This is a genomic window from Vibrio sp. E150_011 (genome assembly GCF_053544015.1).
The window spans coordinates 149,146-170,352 of sequence record NZ_JBHFOL010000001.1 but is presented as its reverse complement, the minus strand read 5'-3'; the positions used below and the strand labels follow the sequence as shown (position 1 = coordinate 170,352).

The window sequence follows — 21,207 nt, the reverse complement described above, 5'->3', positions numbered from 1 at the left end:
GAGCATCATGATGGAATTTGATTTGGTGCTGGCTAACGCTACCGTAGTGACTGCTTCGGATCAGTATATAGCTAATATTGGAATTCGAGATGGAAAAATAGCCTACCTTGGCACAGACAATATTCAAGCGAATCGAGTTATCGACGCTAAATTTCGTTATGTTTTACCAGGTGGTGTGGATGCACATTGTCATATGGATCAACCTTGTGATGATGGTGCTGTGATGGCAGATGATTTCGATACTGGCACGTTATCAGCGCTTTGTGGTGGTACAACGACAGTTATCCCGTTTGCTCTGCAGCAAGGTGATGAATCGCTCTTTGATACGGTTTCTCGTTATCGTGGTTTCGCAGAAAACAAAGCGCGTATTGATTACGCTGTCCACGTAATTATGACGAGCCCGAATAAAAAAATACTGTCTGAAGAAGTACCAGAACTGACTAAAATGGGTTACTCGCACTTTAAAATTTACATGACGTATGACAATTTGAAGTTGGATGACCGACAAATATTGGATGTGCTTAGTGCGGCTAAAGAAAATAATAACTTAATTATGGTACATGCGGAAAACGATGGATGTATTAGTTGGTTGACAGAGCGATTGCTGCAAGAAGAAAAAAAAGGCCCTGAATATCATGCAATCGCTCATTCGCGGATAGGTGAGCGAGAAGCTACTTTTCGTGCGATTGCATTGTCTGAGTTAGTAAATGTGCCGATTTTGATTGTGCATGTTTCTAATCAACAGTCGTTATCTGAAATTCAGAGAGCGAGGCGCCGAGGTGTTAATATTTTTGCTGAAACCTGCCCACAATACTTATTTTTGACACAAGACGATCTCGGTGGTGAAGATGGAATTAAGTATATTTGTTCACCCCCCCCACGTTCTAAATATGATCAGGATGCTATCTGGCAGGGACTCAAAGATGGTTCTTTTCAGGTGTTTTCGTCTGATCATTGCCCTTTTGATATTGAGGGAGATAAAGGTAAGAAAGTCGTTAACCATGGCAGTTGCTTCCATAACGTACCTAATGGTATTCCAGGTATTGAGACTCGCTTACCATTGCTGATGAGCCATGGTGTAGATACGGGAAAATTATCTATTCATCGTTTTGTACAACTGACCGCAACGGCTCCCGCGCGGCTCTATGGTCTTTATCCCCAAAAAGGAACGATTGCAATTGGTTCTGACGCAGATCTTGTTATATGGAGTGACTCGGTACAAGAAACAATTAGCAATAGTCAATTGCATCACAATGTGGACTATACCCCGTACGAAGGGATGTCACTTACAAGAAAGCCTAGAATTGTAATTTCTCGAGGGGCTGTCGTCTTTGATGACGGGAAACCAACGGCTGAAAAAGGTCAAGGGCAATTTGTGTTTTCTGGTAAGCCGGACACAAGTGAGTTTGTTTAGAGAGGACCAAGTTATGATGGAACAGATAAAACAATATATGGATAAATTGGTCTCCATAAATAGTGTTTACCCAACCAATTCTTGCAAAGAAATTTGTGAGTATATTGAGAAAGAATTAACTCGATTTCCATTGCAGGTGACATTACATAATCATGCTCCAGATAAGTACAACGTTTGTGCGACACTAGGTGAAGGCCGTCCTCACTTAGTATTGAATAGCCACGTAGATACTATTGCCCCAGGAGATGGTTGGGAGAGCGCTCCCTTCACTGTTACTCAAGAAGGCGACAATCTTTATGGCCTTGGCATTTCTAACTGTAAAGCTCTTACAGCCTTACATATGGCGTTAGCCAGCAAACTGGCGCAGGACGTGAATTTTACTGGAAAAGTGACTTTTACATTTGTGTGTGATGAAGAAAAGCTAGGTCAAGACGGTCTCGCAAGTCTCAGAGGTGAAGTTTTAGGGCCGGTAGACAGTTTACTTGTCGCAGCACCTAGCAATAATCAATTGATTTGCCGTGAGCGCGGTATTATGTGGATGAAGTTACGAGTTTTTGGAAAGTCAGCTCATGCAGGTAAGCCTGAGATTGGCGATAGTGCGGTATTGCGAATGGTTCGGATACTTTCGAAAGTCGAGGCTCAGTATTTGCCTACACTAAGTCAGCAAGATCGCGATGGCCTTGCCTCAACGATGAATGTTTCAAAGCTTCATGGTGGCGAGAATACCAATGTCGTACCTGCCTATTGTGAAATAGAAATCGATAGGCGCTTCCCTTGGGGTATTAGTGTAGATCAGGCTTTTACGGAACTAGAACAGTTTATAAGCTCGCTTGGTGAACCAGATGATAGCTGGGAATTACTTACTTTACTCGGAACGGAGCCTTATGAAAGTAAGTCGGAGGGCAAACTGAACGAAAGTTTAGGTTGTGCGATAGAGAAGATTACAGGCAAAGCGCCACAGTATATTGATGCGGTGGGTGCATTTGATGGTCGCTATTTTTCTTCTGATAACCTTGAAATCATAACTTTTGGTTCAGGGGATGGGGCAGAAGGACATGCAGATAACGAGAAGATCAGCTTACAAGAGCTAGAAGCTAGTGCCGCTATTCATTTAAATGCGATCCACCGCTATTTGAATATCGAGGGTAATAAATGATGCAGAGAGATAGTAACCTCGATTGGCCAGAAGAACGAATTAGTTTTCAGTTTGAAGGTGAGTGGTTAAATGGTGTGAAAGGGGAGTCCATTGCCTCAGCTTTGACCGTTGCCGGGCGTTCTTTAAATGCTAAAAATAGCCGCAATCGTGTCTTTTGTGGTATGGGCGAATGTCAGCAGTGTTTAGTCACTGTTGATGGTGCAATAAGTCAACGTGCTTGTAAAACTCAGCTAAAAGAAGGGATGTCTATATCTAGACAGCATGATGTGGTGCGAGCCCCTAAAGTCAGAGAGCCTATTGATGAAAACACTTCGACCTATACCGATTTAAGTTTCGATGTTGTCATCGTCGGTGCGGGACCAGGAGGTCTTGCAGCTGCTAACACCGTTGCTAGTAATGGTATGGCGGTACTACTTGTGGATGAAAATGACAGCAGTGGAGGGCAATATTTCAAACAACTGCAGCCTGAACTTTCTAAGGTAGAAAACAACTTAGACTTACGTCATATACAAGGTCGAGAATTGATCCGCAAGACTTGTCAGTCTGGGGTGACAACATGGATCAACTGTATGGTGTGGCATGCTGAAAATAAATCAGAAGGCGGTGTTCGTCTATTGCTAAACCGTAAAGCTGATAATTATCGAGTGGATGCACGTTATGTCATTATTGCTACTGGTGCTAGGGAACTACCTGTAAAAATACCTGGTTGGGACTTACCAGGCGTAATGACCTGTGGCGGGGTACAAATATTAAAACGTCGATTTGGTGTTTTACCAAAAGGACCGTATTTGTTCATTGGTAATGGTCCATTGTTGCTTAATGTTGCGCACGATGTTTCAGAATCGATGGAGGAAACCGTAGCCGTATTAGAAATGGCGAAAATTAATAGTATTAGAAATCTACGCCCAATGACATCTATGGTTTTTTCCGATATTTCATTAGTAAAACAGGGGGGTATTTTTCGACTAGGCCTGTTGAAAAAAGGTATCAGCTATCAAATAGGAATAAGGCCAATTAAGATCATTTCAGTAGCGGATGGCCTAATGTTGTTCTGGAAAAATGATAAAGGCGAAGAACAACGTTCAGAATGTAAAACATTAGTCATGAGCGGAGGTTTAGTTCCTAATAGAGATCTAGCTAGATTACTTGGTGCTAAGCCAACAGAAAATACTAAAAATGGCAGAAGTAATTTGCCCCATGTTTATATTATTGGTGAAGCAAGCAATATTGGTGGTTACAAAAAAGCGTTATTAGAGGGCGAAGCGGCTGGTTTAGATCTTCTGGAAAGTATAGCGAAACCTGATAAGGGGAGTTATGAACGGGTTTTAAAATTTCAATCTTCATTAGCCTCTGTCTTTTCGGTATCACCTTTGGATATTGATGATGCGACAGTGATTTGCCGTTGCGAACAAGTTCGAGCAATTGATGTGAAAATGGCATTGAAAACCGGCGTTAGTTCTGCAAGAGGGTTAAAACAGTTAACTCGTATTGGGATGGGGCGTTGCCAAGGCCGATACTGTCAGTCAAGTATGACACAGTTATTAAATGATCAAGGCGTTGACGTTGAACCAATGACTCAGCGAACGCCTATTCGCCCTGTTCCGCTGGGGTCTTTAAGTCAAGAACAACCAGAATGGGTTAAACACTATCGAGCGACACCTAAATCCCTCGTACAGAATCTTTCGAGATGTAACGATACTCTCGCAGATAACAAGCCTGAAAGTGATTTTGTGGTAATAGGAGGCGGGTTAGTTGGATTGTTTTCTGCCTACCATCTGGCGAAAAGCGGCATGAGTGTGACGTTGCTTGATGGAGGGCGAACGAACGGTCAGGCTTCTGGAGGAAATGCGGGAAGTTTACACGCACAGTTGCTGTCATTTGACTTTTCTGAGTCATCAGCTCTAATGCCAGCAGATCACACGCTTTCATTACAGTGCGAAGCGATTGACTATTGGAAGACACTCGAATTAGAAATGAATGCTGATTTTGAGTTGAGCCAGCAGGGCGGACTGATGGTCGCGGATAACGATCTAGGTTTACTAAAGTTAGAGAAAAAAGTGGCTCGTGAAAGGCGTTTAGGTGTTGATGTAGAATTGATTGATCGCGCTCAATTACGAAACTTAGAGCCGGCACTTTCAAACAATCTAGTCGGAGCAGCACTTTGTCACAATGAGGGTAAAGTAAATCCTCATAAAGTGGCTTCGGAATTGCGCAAACAGCTGGATGATCTAGGCGTTATCATTCATGAAAATTGCCCTGTACAAGCTATAAGTGAGGTACCTCGCGGGTTTGTAGCCAAATGTGCTTTAGGTAAGTTTAAAGCAGGTAAAATTATTAATGCTGCTGGTGCATGGAGTGGTGAAATAGCATCGATGGCAGGAGGTAGCGTACCTGTGTTTGGTGCACCTTTACAGATGATTGTCACAGAACCTGTAGAAAAAGTGACTACTCGCTTGATAGCTCATGTAGGCCGCCATTTAACTTTGAAGCAAGCGAATAAAGGTAACTTCTTAATTGGAGGGGGCTGGACGGCGGGATATGATCCTTTATCGAGCCACTCCACGGTCATGATTAATAGCTTAAAGGGCAATGCTTGGGTTGCAGAGCACGTCATGCCGATGCTCGGTAATGTCAATGTTATTAGAACATGGGCAGCGATGAATATCGATATTGATGGAGCACCTGTGGTTGGAGAAGATACAAAGGTGAAAGGTTTGTTTCATGTTGTGACGAGTAACGGTGTTACCCTTGCACCTTTGGTGGGAAAAATGATCACAGAACTTGCAGTTGATGGTTTTCGTGATTCGATACGAGCAGAGTTTTTGCCTTTACGTTTTGGTTAAGGAATGAGTATATGGCTATCGATTTAGATTCGGACTTATGTATAAGCAGAGTACACGCATTTACAGCGGAGGGTATGAAACTACGTGAATGCGCTTATGAGTTGCTCCATGAGCTGATTCTTAGTCACCAATTAAAGAGTGGTACTCCGCTAGTAGAGCGAGAGCTTGAAGCACTTTTTGGTATCTCACGCACTCCGCTTAGGCAAGCAATCGAAAAGCTTGAAGGGCAAGGGTTGGTGTCTCGAGTTAGTGAACGAATGGCATGTGTTAAAGTGGTGAATCTTGAGGAGTATATTCAAGCACTAAGTATGCGTTTGATATTAGAAGTTGAAGCCACAAAGTTATGTATCAAACGGATCCCTCGAGACGCATTTATAGTCGTTACGCAGTTTATTGAGGCTAGCAGTGCTTTAGACAATGACACACAAAAGCACTGGTCTTTAGATAGCTTAGTTCATGCATTAATTTCCGACAATTGTGGTAATCAATTGATGAAAGAAACGATAGAACGTATGCGTATCATTTGTAATTTGTATGAAGAACCTCGCACTACTTATTCTAGTTTGCCGGGGTGGCAAGAACACATTGACATTTTTAATGCACTTATGAACAGAGACGAATTTCTTGCAACACAATTAATGGGACAACACCTGACGTCGATTAAACAGCGCTTGCTTGGTGATTTATAACGGTAAATCTATTTGCCCCCAAGGATTTGAACATATTCCCGCCTATGGAAACGGACTTCTCTCTAATTAGAATTCTTTAAAGACTTATTTGACGTGGAAGGTTATGTCATTGGTGCAGATAATCCAATTGCACCAGTTTGCCTGCCAGGATATCCATCAAGTGGCGGTGCGGCATCGGTCGCAAACGGTGACGCTGATTTTGCACTTGTAAGTGACACTGGCGACGCAGTTCGTGTCCCTGCTAGTTACTGCCGGTTGTTGGCTTGAGATCAATCAAGGTCTTTTAGAGTCAGTAAATTCTCCTAAACAGATTAACGATCGTAGCTCTATTTCGCTATCAGCGTTTAAATAAGCTAATGGCGCAGAGTAATGTGGGAGTCGAGTTAGAACAAGTCTCAGCATAGTTTAACCCCTTGCATTTTGGTATCGCTCTACTGGGCAAGAAGTATCACTCGTAAGCAATAACTAATAAGCAATTGCCAAGCATGAGCAGACGAGGTTTATTGATTGGATCTCTAAAGTATTAAGGATTGACCATGTTTTGTGGGTACTAACTACTACACCAGGTGGAGAGCCAAAACTTGCTATCCCAGATGAACATACAAACCACTTTTACTGCACCGCATTATAAAGCGTTACAAGAAATCCTCGATGCTGGTGGTACGCCAAGTGAAGCGATGGTTGCCGCTGCACTAATGATGGTAGTGCAACACCCTAATATAAACTGAATTGCATTGGTGGTGACGGGTTGTGGCTGATAGCTAAAGCTGGCAAGAATCTTGTTGCAATTGATGCTAACGGTGCAGTGACGATAGAAGTTGATGCTGATTACTACCGAACCTTTAGACAATAGCTCCCACATAAAAGGGAAGAAGCTTTTATCATTTGGTGGCTAAAGTGGTCCCCTGCCTTTTGTTTAAGTTCAGATGATTCAAAATGGGCCTCAGTACTAATGGCCTGAAGAGTGTCTAGAATTTTCAGGCATTACCAGTGGTATGGTTTGTCTAAAAAAACGACACCTCATCATGAAATGTCGTTTCGCTTATTCTGTTTTAGCTTTTAACTTTTAGCTTTTAGCTTTGGGCTTCCGCTTGCACCGTAGGGACTGCCGCACGTTTTGGCTGCATAAGGAAATAGTATGCGATTGCTGCTGAAAACCCACCGATAAATAGAGCAAAATTTGCTAGCGCTGTGAATATAAATGTGGCAAAAATTGCAATAGTACTAGAGATAATAAGCGCATATACACTCATCATATTGACACCATTTTTATACCAGTATGCACCTTCTTTAGATTCAGTATATAAAGATTCGACATCGATTTTTCCTTTTTTCAATAAGTAGTAATCAATAATAACGATGCCGTACAGTGGCCCAATCATGGCGGCTAGTACATCAACCGTGTAGTGGATGACTTCTGGGTTGTTAAATAGATTCCAAGGCATAAGTAGTACAGAACCAAATGCCGCAATAAATCCACCGGCTTTAAAGCTGATTCTTTGTGGTGAAATATTAGAGAAGTCGAATGCAGGTGCGACAAAGTTCGCGACAATATTTATTCCAACCGTTGCCAGAATAAAGGTTAATGCCCCCAGTACTGTAATGATTCCTGAGTCAAGTTTTTTGACGGTTTCCACTGGGTCAGTAATCATTTCACCGAAGACAGGAAGTGAGGCTGACACAATGATCACACTGAATATGGAAAAGAGAATGAAGTTAACGGGTAATCCCCAAAAGTTTCCAGACTTCAAATCCTTATAACTTTTGCAGTATCGTGAGAAATCGCTGAAATTAAGTGTTGGTCCTGCAAAGTAACCCGCGACAAGAGAGGTAGCGACAACCATGGTGCTAAACACGTTCCAGCCCTCTAACTTTTTAGAGCTGAGATTAAATTGGATATTGTCCCAACCTGCTAAATAAATCATATAACCGCATAGAGCAAACATCGCGATATAAATAGCTGGTCCTGACCAGTCGATAACCTTTCGAATCATATCCATACCAAACATAAAGACAATACCTTGAAGCACCCACATAGAGGTAAACCCAATCCAACCTAAATGGGATAATCCAAGGAATTCAGATTCAGCAAGGCTTGCCGTGTTTGGGAAGAAATAAAGAAGCAATATGATAAATGAACTTGATGCTAGATAGGTTTGTATCCCGTACCAAACTACTGCAATCAGACCCCTGATCACGGCGGGAATATTAGCACCAAAGACGCCAAATGACATTCTTGCTACAACAGGGAACGGAATACCAGCTTTTTGACCTGGTTTACCCATTAAGTTTGCGAATACTAATACGATAGATATACCGATTAGCAGTGAAATAAACACTTGAATTCCGTTTAAGCCAAGTGCGAATAAACTTGCTGCAAATACATAACCACCCACACTGTGTACGTCAGACATCCAAAACGCAAAAATACTGTACCACCCCCAACTTTGCTCTTTATCTGGGGCCAAATCTTCATTGCTCAGTCGTTTACTGACGGGTAATCCTTTACTCATAGTCATCACCTTTTATTAATTGTATACAATGTTGCTAATACAATTTGCATGCCAATGTTGAAATGTCGATTTTTACGGGTTTTAGGTATGACAAAAGGATATTACGATTATAATAATGCACTGAGTTGAGGCTTTATGTTCTATTTTAGTGCGTTTGCGTTCGAGTTTTTGCTATTTTAACTCGGAAATAGCTTGTTTAGGCGTAAATAGTAAGAATTCAATGTGGTATGCAACTTGCTTGGTTATTGTATACATTATGAGGTTTTGAAAGTGTTAAGTGACGACAAAGTATATAAACAGATATTAAAGGCAATCGTTGAACATGAACTGCCTCCAGGTGCCAAATTACCGGAAGATAAGCTGGCGGAAGCATTTAACATTAGCCGTACGGGCATTCGTAAGGTGCTGCAAAGGTTAGCGATTGAAAAGCTGGTTGTGATTCAACCGAATAAAGGGGCACATGTTAATCGTCCAAGCCCCCAACAAGCAAAAGAAGTGCTAAATAGCCGTATCATGATAGAGCCATTGCTAATCCCTGATATTGCGGCTAGTTGGACCGTGCAGCACTCGCAGCGTTTTGTCAAAATGGTTGAGCTCGAGGAGCAAGCTAACCTTTGTGGTGACTTGGCTGAAGCCATTCATTTAACGGCCAAGTTTCATTACGAGTTAGCGAAGTTATCAGGGAACAGTATCTTGGCGGAATTTGTTGAGCGCCTTTGTTATCACAGCTCACTTATTATTGCGGTCTACGGCAATAAAAAGAGTGTGCACTGTGAAGGTGGAGACCATCTTGAATTACTTGAATTACTTGATAACAAAGAGACAGAGCAAGCCGTTCTTTGGATGCGTGAGCATTTGGTAGAGATACAATCGACGATCCACTTAACAGATACAGACATTACACCAATCGATTTTACACAGTTATTTAATCAACACGAAGACACGTAAATTCAGTTTACTAGCAAGGATGAAGCATGAAGATTAACATTATAAATCCAAATACCTGTCAGGGGATGACCGATAAAATAGCCGAAACAGCCAGGCAATGTGCCGGTCCAAGTGTGAGTATTGTTGCGTCTTCACCGAAGCATGGTCCTTTAAGCATAGAGAATGCGTTTGATGAAACGATTGCAGCCGCAGCAATGCTCGATGAAATTATCGCTCGAGATAAAGAAGGGGTTGATGCACATATCATAGCCTGTTTCGGTGACCCCGGTTTGGATGCTGCTCGTGAAATCGCGAATGCACCAGTGATTGGTGTTGCTGATGCTTCATTTAAACTGGCCAATTTGGTTTCACACAAGTTTGGTATTGTTACAACAATGACCCAAACGATTCCTCTAGCGAAACACCTTTTACATAAATATGGTTATGAGCGCTCTTGCAGCGGGGTCCGGGCTACTGATATCCCAGTGTTGGCGTTAGAAAAAATTGACCAAACTAGTTATAACTTACTGCTTTCTGAATGCCAGAGATCCATTGAATTGGACGGCGCCGAAGCGATCGTATTAGGTTGCGCAGGTATGACTGACCTTGTGAACGAGTTATCCCAGCAACTCAGAGTTCCCGTTATCGATGGTGTTACTGCTGCTGTGAAGCTTGCAGAGTCTCTGGTATCTCTAGGACTTAGTACATCGAAAAAAGGTCAATACAAAGCACCTGTATCTAAACAATACATTGGTCGTTATGCACATTTATCCGCAGTCATTTCAAACTAATTACACGACAAGGAAGCGTACCGTTATGCAGCAAGATAGAAATTATATTGGTTATGGTGCCGACAATATACCTGATGCAAATTGGCCGAATAAGGCAAGGATAGCCGTTCAATTTGTGCTTAATTACGAAGAAGGCGGAGAAAATTGTGTTTTACATGGCGATGAGCACTCAGAGGTTTTTTTGTCTGAAATTGCCGGAGCACAAGCTTATCAAGATCGACATATGAGTATTGAGTCGTTATATGAGTATGGTTCTCGCGTTGGTGTATGGCGTATTTTGAATGAGTTCGAAGAGCGTAATTTACCCCTAACATTGTTTGCTGTTACAACCGCGCTCCAGCGTAATCCTCCGCTGGTTGAGGCAATCAAAAAATCGAATCATGATGTCGTTTGTCATGGATTAAAGTGGATTCACTACCAAGATATGCCGATTGAACAAGAACGCCAGCAAATGCATGAAGCGATTGAAGTGATGGAGCAATTGCTTGATAAAAAGATCAGTGGTTGGTATACAGGAAGGGATTCACCGAATACGCGCAGCTTAGTCGTGGAGCATCCTGGTTTGGCTTACGACAGTGATTATTATGGTGACGATTTACCTTTTTGGGTGCAGAGTAAAACCGATTCGTCTAATCAATCGAACCAATCCCAGGCTCACTTAGTTATCCCTTATACTCTTGACTGCAATGATATGAAGTACTCATCACCTTATGGGTTTAGTCATAGTGACGAGTTCTATCAGTACTTGAAGGACAACTTCGATTGTCTCTATGCTGAGGGAATACATAAACCTAAAATGATGTCTATTGGTCTACATTGTCGAATTACTGGCAAACCCGCAAGAATGATAGCATTGAAGCGTTTTCTTGATTACGTTCAACAGCATGAGGATGTTTGGGTTGCAAGTCGTCAACAGATCGCTGATCACTGGATTGAACGCCATTCCCCAAAGGCTTTTAATCGTGAGTAGTCCTTGCCCTTATATTGGATATGCATTTACTGAATTGATTTAAAGGTATAATCGACTCAGAGGTATAATCCTGATTTTGGGAAGTTCAGCTTTATTATCCAGTGTTTGCTGATATCGCTAGTTCACTTCTGGACTTAAGCTGTTGCAGGTAACCGCTTTGGTCGACCAGAATGCAAGCTAGCGTTTGATCAATTGAATGCCAAGCGCTGGTAGCGTGATCTGTCAGCGGTTAGGCCATAGCGTGGCATGAAATTACTTGTTACATTCTAAAATAGAAATGAGTGCCAGACGATAAATAGGTAACTCGTAGAGAGCAGTAATACTATCGCACTCAAGGAGATTTTGATGAACGATTCCAGGCGCGATACCGCCATTGAATTGGAAAAATCTTGTGAGAATCGATTCTGCGCATAAAGGGAGCCCATCATCGTAAACGCACCAGCTAGTAGACAGATCAATGTTGGGTACTCCATTGCCAATGTGACTCTGAGGTATGCGAATACGACTAGTAACAATACTAATTGAGTGCGCAACCACGACATTGATGTCCTTTGTGGCTGCAATCCTTTATCACGAGTCGTCATCAAACGGTTATCACTAATACAATAATAAATGCCAGCAACAGCATGGTACCGCTGATCACTTTTAAAAAGTGGGTGTATCTGAGGTCCGAACTATTTCTCATCGCTTTCTCGTTATCTGCCCAGCGGCGATAGGCAAATAAGGCCAATGTTCCTGAGAATAAACATAAGAATGATGATAATAATACGCGTACCAGCGAGTTCGCCAGATCCGGTGTGAGTTGATCCAATGCAATAGCACCAGCTAAGAGTGCAAGAGACGTTCGAATCCACGCTAGATAGGTACGCTCGTTAGCGAGAGAAAAACGGTAATCAGGGGCTTCTCCTTCTTCTCTCCATGACCGTGGTGCAGTTCTTATTCGTTTCTTAGTCATATTTACGTTAAACCAGTGATAGTCGGTAGTCAGCTAAAACATTCAAGTCTACGGGGGTGGGTTTACGGCTGTCTTTGCGCAGCAATCCGGTCTCTTTTAAACCTTTACAGTAACGGATAACGGTGGTGATATCTGTTCCGCTGTATTCCGCTATCTCTCGATACGTCCACGGATAGTCGGGGTGCATTTCAAAGAAGTAAGTGATAGTGTCAAGAATCCGTTTCCGGGCATTGAAACCATTAAATTGCATCAACCTTTTTTCAGCTTCCCCAAGCTCGTAGCAGACTTCCTTCATTAGGTAGCTAGCAAGATTAGGCGCTATCTCATCTAGAGATTTAAAATCGTTTACATTTATCTTTACTACGATGCTATTCAACATTGCTCTTGCTGTTGACGGGTAGTTTTGTCCTGTAAATAGTGAGCGGTAGCCAAAATAACTACCAGGACCATAGATTCTAAGCAGAGATTCCTTCCCCCCTTCTGAGACTTGGTATAAACCAATTTGACCTTGTTTGACGTGGTAAAAAACCTTTGCAGACTCGCCATTACGGTAAATCACCTGTTTTCTCGAAAAACTAGATACTTCTATGTGCGATTCAAGTGAGTGCATCAGGTTAGAGATCATTAGAGCCAGCCATTTGTTTGATAACAGCTTCTAAGATACTTCATAAATCAGTGACTAAATATGACCATCGCCATAAAATATGCGAAAGAAGATTTTGATGCAAAATTCAGTGATCTGTGCCAATCAGATTGATATATAATTAACCGATATTCTGTTTTTTTACAGTTAACTGGGCTTAAATACTAAAGATCACCGAGCCTTCTCGTCCGTTTATAATCAACCTTAATGTCTTCGAAGATTGTTCTGGTTGAACTCTAAGAGCGTGGCCAGTATCAGGTGCTCCCCGAGTCCCCATGGTGCAAAAGGTTCTTTCACAAATACGGCAGTAAGCTATCTTTGGCTCATTCTTTTCAAGTTAAAACCAGCAATATAGAAACAGATTCAATTTGATGATCAATTTGTTCAGAGTGTGGAAGTCGAACTAATTAAAAATGTCTCTTGGGGAGTTTGACGATTCAAATGAACCTCTTACACCATCCATTGTTGGTGCAGTTCGCACCAATAATGAGCGGTCAATAACAACGAATTCGCTCCAGATAAGTCTTTTCTTTTACTCTATTTTGATACTCTAGTGGTGTCACATTCACTAACTTTTTAAACTCTCTGAGAAAGTGAGATTGGTCGTTGAAACCAAGATCAATGGCAAGATCAGAAAAAATAAGATTATCAGTGTGATTAATACCATAAACTGCTGATTGACAACGAATTGCTCGACTGAATCCTTTGGGTGTCAATCCTATATCACTTTTGAATAACCGTTGCAGTGTTCGCGTTGTATAGCCAGAGAAACGCTCCAGATCTTGAACCTGAATATTTCCTCCATGCAGACAAATTTTTCTAATTATCTGGCTGGTCAGTTGAGAGGGTTCTCTTTTCTTTTTTCGTTTTAAAAACGCGTTCACGATATTCACTTTTTGTGAAAAACTATTAGACTCGACTATCTGCTCAATAAGCGGCATTGAATCTGCCATAACATCTTGAATATTATGCTCATATTCAATTAACTCTTCTGCTGAAACCGTCAAGAAATCAGGAATAAACCCTGGTACAAATCTAACCCCAAAGTAACGATGCCCAGGCTCAAAAAATACCGATCCAGCTTCTAATCTAGTCCCACATATCTGTCCGCTTGGTGAGTCTGCATCACAGTCAAATACCATATCTATACAACCGTCAGGGATTGCAATTGTGGGTTCGTATGAACGGCCTGCTTTAAAACTGTAAAAATGAGAGACTTCAGTATTTTCAGAGGGTAAATGAGTAAGGAACTGCTCCGAACTCAATACGAAAAATGGCTGCTTTGAGTGAATCCCCGAAATATTTGTTAGCAATGATGAGTCTGACATTTTCAATTCTCACTTTAATCCGATAAGTGAATAAAGCAAAGTGAATGCCAGTTTCTCTTTAAATACGTCAAGTAACCGATGTCGCAAAAATCCAATACAGGTTGGAGGGTTCTAAATAGTATCGAAAGCAATTACTCATACCTTAAGTTAAACGATGCCTAGCAACACCGGCTAAGAGTGGATTGAGTACTGCATAAAACCCGAAACTATATGGATATAGGTGACGATATGTCAGACAACACTAAGATAGATTTTATATACCTTTCTGAACAGGACATGATTAAAGCCGGCGTGACCGATATGCCAAATTGTGTCGATACGATGGAAGAGATGTTTGCGCTGCTTCATCAAGGTGACTACCGAATGGCTGGTGCCAACAATGACTCTCATGGAGCAATGGTGACGTTTCCAGATGAATCCCCTTTTCCTGACATGCCTAAGCCAACCGCTGACCGCCGTTTGATGGCTATGCCAGCTTATCTTGGTGGCGACTTTAAGACCTGTGGTGTCAAATGGTACGGGTCCAATATTGCCAACAGAGAAAAAGGGCTTCCTCGATCTATCTTGATGTTTATTCTCAATGATATTGAAACAAGTGCGCCATTAGCTTACATGTCGGCAAACTTGTTGTCCGCTTATCGTACAGGTGCTGTACCAGGGGTAGGGGCCCGCTATTTAGCTCGTAAAGACGCTAAGGTCATTGGTTTGCTTGGACCAGGTGTTATGGGAAAAACGACCGTCGCTGCTTTCGTCGCTGCTTGCCCAGACGTTAATACAATTAAAATTAAGGGACGAGGCAAAAATAGCTTAGACAGTTTTATCACTTGGCTTGCCGTTACTTATCCTCAAATAACGGATGTACAGATAGTCGATACCATTGAAGAAATCGTTCGCGGTTCTGATCTTATTACTTATTGTAATTCAGGTGAAACTGGAGACCCATCTACCTATCCAGAGGTTAAGCGTGAGTGGGTAAAACCAGGTGCATTCTTAGCTATGCCGGCAAGCGTTCGACTTGATGCGGGGATGGAAAGGTCAGATGTTCGTAAAGTGCTTGATAACACAGGTCTGTACGAAGCTTGGTATGAAGAAGTGCCAAAACCGACACATAATATAATTCCACTAGCAGGGATGCGCTTTATGGACATGATTGATGAGGGAACTTTGACGCCTGACGAGCTTGAAGATCTGGGAGAAATTGTTGCAGGCGAAGCGCTCGGCCGTAAAAGTGACGAGGAAATCATCATTATGTCGGTGGGTGGAATGCCAGTGGAAGATGTTGCTTGGGCAACCAAGATTTATCGTAACGCTGTCGAAAAAGGAATCGGCGTTTCACTGAACCTCTGGGATGAACCAGTACTTAAATAGTTCTGGATATAGCTCCTGATAAAGGGAGCCATGCCGCCAAATCTGTAACGAAGGTTTATGGAAGGTTCGGTGCTCGTCTAAGTCACCACTAATGCCCATCTGCATACCTAAACAGATTTGATCCTCTCTGAACTTATTTTAACAAGGTTACGCATTATGCAACGTATCAATTATTCATCAGGAACGTCACTCGAAGAAAGCGCAGGTTATTCACGTATGGTCAAAATAGGCAATCAAATCCATATTTGTGGCACTACTGCAGTTCAACCTGACGGCTCTGTTTACGGCACTACTGCTTACGAACAGGCCCAATACATTTTCGGTAAGTTTATTGAACTCCTTGCTCGCGCAGAGGCAGAGGCCAAAGATGTTTACAAGGTTAAGGCTTATGTCACCGATATGGGCTTGGCTAATGAAGTCGGTATGGCATATAGCGAATCTTTCAAAGAATTCCGTCCACTGTTCACCATGGTTGAAACACCTAAGCTGAATCGCCCAAGTCAGTTGGTTGAGATTGAGCTTGAAGCGATGGTTGGGTGTGAAGTTTTAATCTGATAATGACAGGGGGGACGAATGCCTCTGTGTATTGGCAAGGAGTTAAGTATGTTGAAAAGGTTACATGAAGGCTGTCTTGCTGCGGAGCTTGTGACTATCACCTTTGAAGGTAAGCAGTTACTGGTTCCGGTCGGTGAAACTGTTTTAGCCTCAGTGATGGTGGCGGGGGCGGGGTATAATCGAACCTCGCCAATAAGCGGAGTTAAACGAGCTGGGTATTGTCAGATGGGTGTTTGCTTTGAGTGCCTGATGGAGATCGATGGCGTACCAAATCAACAGGCTTGTGCCATTCAGGTGAGCGACGGAATGGTAGTCAATCGCCAGGATGGAAAGAAGGTGCTAGCCAATGGGTAATCAATACGATCTTATTATTATTGGTGCAGGTCCAGGTGGACTTGCCGCGGCCGTCACCGCCGAAGGTCTTGGGCTTAAGACTTTAGTGGTTGATGAGCAGCCTGAGCCAGGAGGGCAGATCTATCGCTCAATGGAACGCAGTCGCTCGGAAAATGTCGATGTGCTCGGCAAGGATTACTTCGCTGGCAAACCATTAGTTGAGACCTTTAGAGCCTCCAGTGCTACCTATATACCGAATACGACGGTTATAAATATCGCCAACAATTTCGATGTTGACCTGTTGTCTGGCGGGGAAACACAACGGGTACGCGGACGTCGTGTGCTGCTTAGTATCGGTGCTACAGAGCGACCAGTTCCAATGAAAAAATGGACATTACCCGGAGTGATGGGGGCGGCGGCGGCGGATATTTTATTCAAATCTGCCGATATGGTTCCGGATGAGCCCGTCGTAATCGCGGGTAGCGGACCCCTGTTGCTGCTAGCTGCCTGTCATCTGGTGGACAATGGCGTTGAAATTGCGGCTATGGTTGAAACGGCCAGTTTTAAAGATTACATCAAGGCGGCTCCCTACCTGCCAGGAGCTCTACTCCGGTGTAGTTATCTGTTGAAAGGTCTACAGATGCGATGGAAGGTTAAACGTGCTGGTGTACCGCTCTACATGGGGTGTCGCGATCTCGAGGTTATTGGTGGAGAGCGAGCAGAAGGGTTGCGCTTTTCTTATCGTGGCAGACAGAAGGATATCGATGCCAAAACCGTTTTACTGCACGAAGGGGTTGTCCCTAATATACGTTTGAGCGAATCATTAAACTGTGAGCATGAATGGTATGAGCCGCAACGATACTGGAAACCGGTGCTTGATATTTGGGGACAGACTAGCGTAAAAGGCGTGTCGATTGCTGGCGATTCAGCCGGTATTGGTGGAGGTCCAGTGGCGACAGTTAGGGGGCATTTAGCCGCTATTGATAGTGCTTATAAGCTCCAGATAATAAGTGAATCAGAACGTGACCGCCTTGCAGAACAACACAAAATATACCTCAACAAGGAAAAAGCTATTCGCCCCTTTCTTGACCATATTTTCCCACCGAGCCGACAGACTTTAGTACCAGCAGGCGACAATATCATGGTCTGCCGCTGTGAAGAAATCACCTCAGGTCAGATTCGAGAAGCTATCGGCCAGGGTGCACGTCACCCTACGCAGATCAAAGGCAGAACCCGGGCCGGGATGGGGCCGTGTCAGGGGCGTATGTGTGCAGCAACGATCTCAGAAATAATTGCGGATAGTTGCTCAATCGATATCGTTGATGTCGGGTCGTTGCGAGTTCGGACACCATTGAAGCCTTTGAGCATTGAGCAGTTTGCCAATATGCGCTTTGGGAGCAACGGTGGTGACAAGGACTGAAGCGGCCTTGACTAACAGAAGTTAGCACTGGTCGCTTGGAATACGCGGGAGTCGGCTAGGATTTACCGCACCATTGCAGAAGAGAGAAATAATGAAGAGAAGTGCAGACGTTATCATCATAGGTGGCGGAATTATCGGTTGCTCCACCGCTTACTACCTAGCAAAAAAAGGCAAGTCGGTCATCGTTCTGGAAAAGAGTAAGGTGATTGGCTACGGCGGCTCCAGTCGTAACGGTGGCGGGGTACGTCAGTCGGGGCGCGACAAGCGCGAACTCCCACTGGCCATGTATGGTGTGCAAAACCTCTGGCCGCACCTCTCTGAAGAGCTGGGAACTAACGTCGAGTATTACCAGCACGGCAATCTGCGTTTAGGTAAAACCGATGAGCACTTAGATATTCTAAGAGGCTTGACCGCTACTGCTGTGGACCAAGGGCTCGATGTAAAGATGATCAGCGGTGAAGAGGTGAGAGAAATCTGCCCGCATCTATCTGATGAAGTGATCGGTGCAAGTTGGTGTCCAAGTGATGGTCACGCTAACCCGCTGCAGACAACGTTGGCATACCATAATGGCGCACGCCAACTGGGTGTTCGGTTTTTGACAGGGCAGCATGTACTGTCATTGAAAATGGTGGCAGGCGTGTTACGTAAGGTTATGACGAGAGATGGCGAGTTTGAGGCGGACAGAATAATTTTGGCGGCAGGTCTTGAAAGCCGAGCAATCTCTCAGAGTGTTGGTGTCGATGTTCCAATGAAACCAGTTGCTCTTGATACACTTATAACCGATGCACAACCTCCGATGTTTTATCAAATGCTAGGCACTGCCATGGCAGATTTTTATGGACACCAGACCGCGCACGGATCGTTTGTGTTCGGCGGTGGATCCCCTTTGAACTCAGAGCTGATAAGCGGCGCTTCAGATCATACCCCAATAGAAGCTACGGCGGACACATGTCGTGGCATCCTTGGCTACATCCCTGCTTTGAAACACGCCAAGGTCGTGCGGAGTTGGGTGGGCATCATTGATTGGTGCGAGGACAAGGTCCCCGTTCTCAGTGGGGTTGAGGATGTTCCGGGCTTGATTCTAGGCTGTGGGCTTTCTGGTCACGGCTTTGGCATAGCGCCTGCCGTCGGTACCGTTTTGGCAGAACTTGCCTGCGACGAAATGCCTTCTATCAATATCAGCGAGCTAGGGTACGAGCGTTTTTCCCATCGAGCATAGAATTTTATAATTCAAAGTGTCATCACTTGAATGAGTTATAAAGCATGTCGCGAAAATACAATACAGGAGCGATGGCAGTTAATAGTATCAATATTATCCCGTTATCTAGAAAGGCTGGAGCATGGAAATAGTCCAGCTTGATGACGACTAACTTAATCTGGGTACAGGCTGAATGAACGGTAAGGTGAGTGTTTAGATTGAGCCTCAGTAAATGTACAAGGAGAGACAATAATGAGTACTAACCTCAAAAAGACCCTTGGTTTTTGGTCGTGCTTCGCGGTTGCAGTTGGCTGTGTCGTTGCATCAAGTACGCTAGTGTCATTAGGTCAAGGGATGGGCATCGCAGGTGGTGGTTTTGTCATCGCAATGATTACGGCTTGGTTGCTGCAACATTTTTCAGCACAGAGTTATGCAGAGCTTGCGTGCATGATGCCGGCATCAGGTGGAATTCGCACTTACACGCGTGTGGCAATGGGGGCTTTTCCTGCGGTAGTTGCTACGTTACTAGGCTATTTAGTGCCTAACTTGCTAGCTGCACCTGCTGAGTTGACGGTTGCAGGCTCCGTATTAACAGAAACCTTTTTCCCTAGTTTATCACCCGTCTTACTCGGGGGGCTTATTCTAGGTTTTCTAATGGTGATGAACATTGTTGGGGTCGATATATTTGCGAAACTGCAAATTGTCTTTACGTTAACCATGATTATCTCCATTGCGTTATTAGGGATTATTGGGTTGACCGGGATTGGTGCTCTCCCGGCACCAGAAATGGCTGACATTCCTTTTAATGCAATGGGGTCGGGCGTGTTCAGCCTCACTGCATTGGCTATTTGGTTATACATTGGTATTGAGTTTGTTACCCCTATGGCTCAAGAAACCAAGAAAGCTGAAAAAAACATCCCACGAGCGATGATCGCCGGCCTAGTTGTTATTTTTGGCGTGAATTTGGTTTATGGTTTTGCGTTATTAAAATATGTTCCGGCTGAGCAACTTACCACTTCTAATCATCCTCATGTGGATATGGCACTCGCGATGCTCGGTAAACCGGGCATGATCTGGATATCGATTGTTTCAATTTTTGCCAGCGCCAGTACGATCAATACTGTTATAGCAGTGGTTCCGCGTATGCTCTATGGAATGGCTTTGAGTCATGAACTACCTAAAGTATTTCGAAAAATTCATCCAAGATTCCGAACGCCTTGGGTAGGTATCTTGTTTATGTCCGGTGGTATCGCGGCATTTTTCTTTGGTGGCATTGTCAACTCTCCCGATCTGATTGTGTACATCTTGGCAGCATGTTGTGCATGGTTATTCTGTTACATCATCGCGCACATCAACGTCATCATATTAAGGTTTCGTTATCCGAACGTGCGACGTCCATATAAGACACGTTTTTACCCCGTGCCACAGATTATTGGTTCACTTGGTATCGGTTATGCCATTTTAAATATCGCCCCCGCTCCTGAGATGGCAGAAGCTATCTACAACCTTGTCGGTGTAATGGTCGCACTGTCTATGGTATATGCAGTCGTTTGGTTGAAGTTTGTGGTTAAACAGCCGCTCTTCAAGCCACTAGGGATCAAAGAAGCTCAGGCTGAGTGGAAAAAGGTTCATGAAGATTTAGTGCCAGCAGGCATCCAAGCCACATTTTGTATAGAACCCAAACCCCAACATTAATATTGCATATTCACTGATATTTTAAAAAAGGATGACATTATGTTTCTAGTTAAAGCGATTATCCGTCCAGAAAAAATTGCTGACGTGACAGACGCACTCTCTCAAGTAGATATTCAAGCGCTTACTAAGGTGCCGGTAATTGGTCGAGGTCGACAAAGCGGACTTAAGGTTGGAGACATCAGCTATAAAGAACTTCCGAAAGAGATGATTTTAACGGTTGTCGAGGACTACATGAAAGATGATGCCGTTCAGACGATTATTAACGCCGCTCGCACAGGCGATGGTAATCGGGGAGATGGTCGTGTGTTTGTCATTCCAGTGACGGAGTCCTATAACATCCGCACTGGAGAGCAAGATGATGAATAGCCAATAATACCAACCTACATAATCCAGATTGGTATAAGAAAAG

At 43.6% G+C, this 21,207-nt stretch carries 21 protein-coding genes; 16 read left to right on the top strand and 5 right to left on the bottom strand.

All coding sequences use genetic code 11. The features are described from left to right. Nucleotides 1-7: 7 nt before the first annotated feature. From hydA to ACE1OE_RS00585, 6 genes are all read left to right on the top strand, one after another. Nucleotides 8-1,414, top strand: a complete 1,407-nt coding sequence (hydA, locus tag ACE1OE_RS00610; protein WP_449209730.1) for a dihydropyrimidinase — start codon at nt 8-10, stop codon at nt 1,412-1,414. A gap of 13 nt (nt 1,415-1,427) precedes the next feature. Then, nucleotides 1,428-2,570: a M20 family metallopeptidase gene (locus ACE1OE_RS00605; RefSeq protein WP_157933716.1), complete on the top strand. Its 1,143-nt coding sequence runs from the start codon at nt 1,428-1,430 to the stop codon at nt 2,568-2,570. Beyond that, a complete protein-coding gene (locus ACE1OE_RS00600; RefSeq protein ID WP_449209729.1) occupies nt 2,567-5,413 on the top strand; it encodes an FAD-dependent oxidoreductase in 2,847 nt (948 codons plus the stop codon). Before ACE1OE_RS00605 ends, ACE1OE_RS00600 begins: the two co-directional genes overlap by 4 nt. Before the next feature lie 11 nt (nt 5,414-5,424). Continuing rightward, nucleotides 5,425-6,102 carry a GntR family transcriptional regulator gene (locus tag ACE1OE_RS00595; RefSeq protein ID WP_102469396.1) on the top strand — a complete coding sequence of 226 codons (678 nt, stop codon included), beginning with the start codon at nt 5,425-5,427 and terminating at the stop codon, nt 6,100-6,102. Between the two features lie 93 nt (nt 6,103-6,195). Continuing rightward, a complete protein-coding gene (locus tag ACE1OE_RS00590; protein ID WP_102469395.1) occupies nt 6,196-6,369 on the top strand; it encodes an amidase family protein in 174 nt (57 codons plus the stop codon). A 326-nt stretch (nt 6,370-6,695) separates the two neighbouring features. Continuing rightward, a complete protein-coding gene (locus ACE1OE_RS00585; RefSeq protein WP_449209728.1) occupies nt 6,696-6,830 on the top strand; it encodes a hypothetical protein in 135 nt (44 codons plus the stop codon). A 345-nt stretch (nt 6,831-7,175) separates the two neighbouring features. On the opposite strand, the gene ACE1OE_RS00580 is transcribed toward ACE1OE_RS00585, so the two are convergent. Then, nucleotides 7,176-8,615, bottom strand: a complete 1,440-nt coding sequence (locus tag ACE1OE_RS00580; RefSeq protein WP_372063020.1) for an NCS1 family nucleobase:cation symporter-1 — start codon at nt 8,613-8,615, stop codon at nt 7,176-7,178. A gap of 270 nt (nt 8,616-8,885) precedes the next feature. Here ACE1OE_RS00580 and ACE1OE_RS00575 point away from each other — a divergent pair, with 270 nt between their 5' ends. The 3 genes from ACE1OE_RS00575 to puuE are packed head-to-tail and all read left to right on the top strand — an operon-like array spanning nt 8,886 to nt 11,303. Then, nucleotides 8,886-9,563, top strand: coding sequence for a GntR family transcriptional regulator (locus ACE1OE_RS00575; RefSeq protein ID WP_449209727.1), 678 nt, complete (start codon nt 8,886-8,888; stop codon nt 9,561-9,563). Nucleotides 9,564-9,589: 26 nt separating this feature from the next. Next, nucleotides 9,590-10,333 carry an aspartate/glutamate racemase family protein gene (locus ACE1OE_RS00570; RefSeq protein WP_449209726.1) on the top strand — a complete coding sequence of 248 codons (744 nt, stop codon included), beginning with the start codon at nt 9,590-9,592 and terminating at the stop codon, nt 10,331-10,333. Nucleotides 10,334-10,358: 25 nt separating this feature from the next. Next, nucleotides 10,359-11,303 carry an allantoinase PuuE gene (puuE, locus tag ACE1OE_RS00565; RefSeq protein ID WP_449209725.1) on the top strand — a complete coding sequence of 315 codons (945 nt, stop codon included), beginning with the start codon at nt 10,359-10,361 and terminating at the stop codon, nt 11,301-11,303. A gap of 266 nt (nt 11,304-11,569) precedes the next feature. On the opposite strand, the gene ACE1OE_RS00560 is transcribed toward puuE, so the two are convergent. The 4 genes from ACE1OE_RS00560 to ACE1OE_RS00545 form a co-directional block, all read right to left on the bottom strand. Then, on the bottom strand, nt 11,570-11,887 hold the full coding sequence (locus tag ACE1OE_RS00560; protein ID WP_449209724.1) for a DUF202 domain-containing protein: 318 nt from the start codon (nt 11,885-11,887) through the stop codon (nt 11,570-11,572). Continuing rightward, nucleotides 11,887-12,258 (bottom strand): YidH family protein, encoded by a 372-nt coding sequence (locus tag ACE1OE_RS00555; protein ID WP_102469377.1) that lies wholly within the window; start codon nt 12,256-12,258, stop codon nt 11,887-11,889. The genes ACE1OE_RS00560 and ACE1OE_RS00555 overlap by 1 nt, the downstream gene beginning before the upstream one ends. Nucleotides 12,259-12,265: 7 nt before the next feature. Beyond that, a complete protein-coding gene (locus ACE1OE_RS00550) occupies nt 12,266-12,883 on the bottom strand; it encodes a Crp/Fnr family transcriptional regulator (protein ID WP_449209723.1) in 618 nt (205 codons plus the stop codon). Nucleotides 12,884-13,395: 512 nt separating this feature from the next. Next, nucleotides 13,396-14,229: an AraC family transcriptional regulator gene (locus ACE1OE_RS00545; protein WP_372063029.1), complete on the bottom strand. Its 834-nt coding sequence runs from the start codon at nt 14,227-14,229 to the stop codon at nt 13,396-13,398. Nucleotides 14,230-14,457: 228 nt separating this feature from the next. Here ACE1OE_RS00545 and ACE1OE_RS00540 point away from each other — a divergent pair, with 228 nt between their 5' ends. From ACE1OE_RS00540 to ACE1OE_RS00510, 7 genes are all read left to right on the top strand, one after another. Continuing rightward, nucleotides 14,458-15,597, top strand: a complete 1,140-nt coding sequence (locus ACE1OE_RS00540; protein WP_449209722.1) for a tyramine oxidase subunit B — start codon at nt 14,458-14,460, stop codon at nt 15,595-15,597. Between the two features lie 156 nt (nt 15,598-15,753). Further along, the gene (locus tag ACE1OE_RS00535; RefSeq protein WP_102469374.1) at nt 15,754-16,152 is read left to right on the top strand and encodes a Rid family hydrolase; all 399 of its coding nucleotides are present in this window, start codon (nt 15,754-15,756) and stop codon (nt 16,150-16,152) included. A 48-nt stretch (nt 16,153-16,200) separates the two neighbouring features. Further along, nucleotides 16,201-16,506, top strand: a complete 306-nt coding sequence (locus ACE1OE_RS00530) for a (2Fe-2S)-binding protein (RefSeq protein WP_102469373.1) — start codon at nt 16,201-16,203, stop codon at nt 16,504-16,506. Further along, nucleotides 16,499-17,905, top strand: coding sequence for an FAD-dependent oxidoreductase (locus ACE1OE_RS00525; protein ID WP_449209721.1), 1,407 nt, complete (start codon nt 16,499-16,501; stop codon nt 17,903-17,905). Before ACE1OE_RS00530 ends, ACE1OE_RS00525 begins: the two co-directional genes overlap by 8 nt. Before the next feature lie 91 nt (nt 17,906-17,996). Then, entirely contained in the window at nt 17,997-19,124 is a 1,128-nt protein-coding gene (locus ACE1OE_RS00520) for an NAD(P)/FAD-dependent oxidoreductase (protein WP_449209720.1), read from the top strand. Between the two features lie 231 nt (nt 19,125-19,355). Further along, nucleotides 19,356-20,798, top strand: coding sequence for an APC family permease (locus ACE1OE_RS00515; protein ID WP_449209719.1), 1,443 nt, complete (start codon nt 19,356-19,358; stop codon nt 20,796-20,798). Nucleotides 20,799-20,837: 39 nt separating this feature from the next. Then, nucleotides 20,838-21,164 (top strand): P-II family nitrogen regulator, encoded by a 327-nt coding sequence (locus tag ACE1OE_RS00510; RefSeq protein ID WP_102469369.1) that lies wholly within the window; start codon nt 20,838-20,840, stop codon nt 21,162-21,164. Nucleotides 21,165-21,207 lie beyond the last annotated feature (43 nt).